The organism is Vibrio sp. 1731, assembly GCF_033339955.1.
GTDB classification, from domain to species: Bacteria; Pseudomonadota; Gammaproteobacteria; order Enterobacterales; family Vibrionaceae; genus Vibrio; species Vibrio alginolyticus.
The window spans coordinates 1-1073 of sequence record NZ_JAWOVO010000161.1 but is presented as its reverse complement, the minus strand read 5'-3'; the positions used below and the strand labels follow the sequence as shown (position 1 = coordinate 1073).

Here is a 1073-nt window from a genome sequence, read left to right as displayed (position 1 = left end):
AAACTTGGTTTTTCATCTGACAGAAGCCAAGATTTTCAAACACTATTCACTAATGTCAAAGTTCCCTCACCACAATCTCTGCACGTGGCGGATGGTTTGATGGCTTTTGCTCATCAAATTGGCATCCTTAACACGGAGTTAGACTGGGCACTTTCCTACTCCACACAAGACCAAGAGTGGGCAGAGAGTCATGTTTCTTGCGACAAACCCAATCTACTGATTGTGCCAGGAGCCAGTAAAGCATATAAAAACTGGAATGCTGAAGGGTACATAGACGTCATCCACCATGCGAGAGCACAAGGTTGGAATATAATTCTGGCTGGCAGCCCAGCTCAAGTCGAACTGGATTTGGCAGATGCCATTCAATCTCGACTGGAAGAGCCATGTCTAAATTTAGTTGGGCAAAGCTCAATCCTGCAAATGCTGGCTCTGATTGACAAAGTAGACATGGTCATCGCGCCTGATACCGGGCCAGCTCACATGGCAAGCGCCATGAACACACCGATCATTGGTTTATACGCCCACCATAATCCGGTTCGAGTGGGCCCATATCGCTATCTACAGTATGCCGTCTCAGTTTATGAGGAAGTCATCTTGGCTGAAACAGGAAAAACCAGCCAACAACTAAGCTGGAGAACTCGTGCGAAAGATGAAAAAGCAATGAATCGCATCACAAGCAAGCAAGTGATTACAATGTTCAATCAAGTCGTAGAAGATTTGTACCCGCAATACCAGTAAACTCCCTGTATAGATTTGTTAAGAAGGAAGTCAATTTGTCCAAGCCAACTTTAGCCGTTGCCTTAATCGTCAAAAATGAAGAGAAGCATTTAAAAGCTTGTCTAGACACCGTAAAAGGTTGGGTTGATGAGATTGTCATCCTCGACTCGGGCAGTACCGACCGCACTGAAGAAATTGCCCGACAATACACTGATAAGTTCTATACCAACTTAGACTGGCCGGGGTTTGGAAAACAACGCCAACTTGCGCAGCAATATGTTACGGCCGACTACGTATTGTGGTTAGATGCCGATGAACAGGTTACTCCTGAGCTAAAAGCAAGCATTTTACAGGCT

2 protein-coding genes are annotated in these 1073 nt (G+C 45.3%); both read left to right on the top strand.

The annotated features are described in order from the left end of the window. A partial coding sequence (locus tag R7035_RS25930; protein WP_318146410.1) for a glycosyltransferase family 9 protein occupies positions 1-738 on the top strand: 738 nt, incomplete at its 5' end. Between the two features lie 35 nt (positions 739-773). Further along, a partial coding sequence (locus tag R7035_RS25925; protein WP_025519272.1) for a glycosyltransferase family 2 protein occupies positions 774-1073 on the top strand: 300 nt, incomplete at its 3' end.